Here is a 2233-nt window from a genome sequence, read left to right as displayed (position 1 = left end):
TGGACCTTGATTAGCACCGGAGACCAGGATTCTAAGTATCTTCCATCAAAGAAGGCGTCGAGGCTGGGGAAGGAGAAGAATAAGCCACAAGCTATTGCAAGAACAGTGACCTTAATTTTCCACCAGCTCGACGAAGTAATTGCCTCTGCTACTCGGACTGCGTTGCTATATCCAATGGAGAAAAGCTCTCTCAACATTTCCATTTTCTCCCATAAGTAACAAAATACGAGTCCGAGCTAGGCCCGCCCCCCTGTCTGCCCGCCCCGCACCCCTCGGTCGCGCCCGGAGTGGCGGGTGCGGGGGGAAAAGCTCTCTCAACATTTCCATTTTCTCCCATAAGTAACAAAATACGAGTCCGAGCTAGGCCCGGCCGCGGAGGGTGATGGTGTCGATGATGGTCTTGATGAGGATGACCATATCGAGCCAGAAGGATTGGTGCTTGATATAGTACAGGTCGTACTGGATCTTGATTTTGGCGTCCTCCTTCGAGGAGGCGTAGCCGTACTTGACCAGGCTCCAGCCGGCCATGCCCGGCTTCACCGCATGGCGTGTGCGGTAGAAGGGTATCTCTTCGGCCAGCTCCGCCACGAACTCGGGCCGCTCCGGCCGCGGCCCCACTGCGCTCATTTCCCCTTTGAGGATGTTCAAAAACTGCGGGAATTCATCCACATGTGTCTTTCGCAGGAGCCGGCCCACCCGGGTGACGCGCGGGTCGTTCTCCTGCGCCCAGACCGCTTCCCCTTTCTCCGCATCCGGCACCATGGAGCGGAACTTGTAGACCTTGAAAATCTTCCCGCCCTCCCCCACCCGCTCCTGGGTGTAAAAGATCGGTCCGGGCGAGTCAATGTAAATGGCCAGTGCCAGGATGGGCAGGAAGGGGAGCAGGAGCAGGATCCCGATAGAGGACAGGATGATATCCGTCGCTCGTTTGACCATGCGGTTCAGGCGTTTTGTCTGCGGGTGGTGAATGGGCATGGCCACGTACCAGTTGTCGCCGATGTGCTCGACGGGCACCTTGCCGGTGAGCTGTTCGTAGAGCACTGGCATGGGGACAATTTCCACGCCGAATTCCAGGCAGTCCATCAACGCCTGGAAAAGCTCGCCTTCAATCTCATGGGTGATGGCCAGCACTAAGGTGGTCACCCGCTGCGCGCCGATGAGGGACTTCAGCTCTCGCCGGCCGCCCAGCACCCGCACCCTTTGCTCCCCTACCTCTATGACGCTGCCCTGCTTGGCCGTGTCATCGTCCACGAAACCGACGATGCACACGGAGTCGCGGCAGGTGCGGGCCAGAGCCTCGGCGATGGTGCGGCCGGCCCAGCCGGCGCCCACGATCAGCACGCGCTGTTGAAAGACCGGTTGGGCCAGCAAGCGGGTGTACAGAAACCGTCCTGCCAGGAGCATAGCAATGCTCAGCAGAGGGAAGGCGCCCATCAACAGATGGGACGCGGGTGGTGCCGGCGTGACGAACGGGATGAACAAATACCCCACGGTGGTGATGATGCCGGCCAGCGCCACCGAGGGAATGCTGGCTGTGAAACGTCCTGCCACCCGCAGGTCATAGAGATCCATGCCGTTGGCCAGCAGAAGCCAGATGAGCGCCAAAGTCAACAGCCAATACGGCCGGCGCAGGAACACGGTGACATCAGCGGCATATTCGGGCCGCAGCATGGTGACCAGCATCAGGGAACCGCACAGCGCCAGCAGGTCCAGCGCCATCAGCAGGAGCTTGCGCTCGGAGATATTCAGGGGGAAGTGGAATCCACGCCGGACGGCCGGCGCCACGTTCGGTTCCGCTGTCTGGATGATAGGTTGAGAGTCGGCCACAGCTCATCCCTCCTTCCAGGATATCCCTGCCCGTTCGGGAGCCTCATTCCCCAGCACTGGAATGTTCCTGCGAGGCGCAGGCCGGCCGAACAGCCGGGGGAATCCGTTGCGCAGGAATCCCCACCAGAAGCCGGCGCCCCAACACAGGTGAATGGTGGCGAAGGCCGGCGGCAGGAGCGGCAAATAGCGCCAGCCGGCGCGACGCACCTCCCACAGCGCCATGGCCAGGCAGGCCAGGGCATATACGGCCCACAGGCCGGCATACAGCGGCCGGATGAAGGGCAGGAAGACGCTCAGCAGGCCGCCCCCGGCCACCGCGCCGGCCAACCCGATGGGTGCCAGATGGCGCGGCGCCAGCGCCCGCGGGTTCTCCAAGGTGACGAAGGCCTTCCAGAAACCGTACTGC

The 2233-nt window shown here is 61.5% G+C and carries 2 protein-coding genes; both read right to left on the bottom strand.

What is annotated here, in order from left to right; translation table 11 throughout:
* Window positions 1-360: 360 nt before the first annotated feature.
* Window positions 361-1827, bottom strand: a complete 1467-nt coding sequence (locus H5T60_14245) for a sugar transferase (GenBank protein ID MBC7243593.1) — start codon at window positions 1825-1827, stop codon at window positions 361-363.
* A 3-nt stretch (window positions 1828-1830) separates the two neighbouring features.
* The coding region (locus H5T60_14240) for a hypothetical protein (GenBank protein MBC7243592.1) at window positions 1831-2233 on the bottom strand (403 nt) is incomplete at its 5' end.

The sequence above is a fragment of the Anaerolineae bacterium genome, from assembly GCA_014360855.1.
Lineage (GTDB): Bacteria > Chloroflexota > Anaerolineae > JACIWP01 > JACIWP01 > JACIWP01.
Note: the sequence above shows the minus strand (reverse complement) of the source record. Positions and strands in the feature narration are given on the sequence as shown.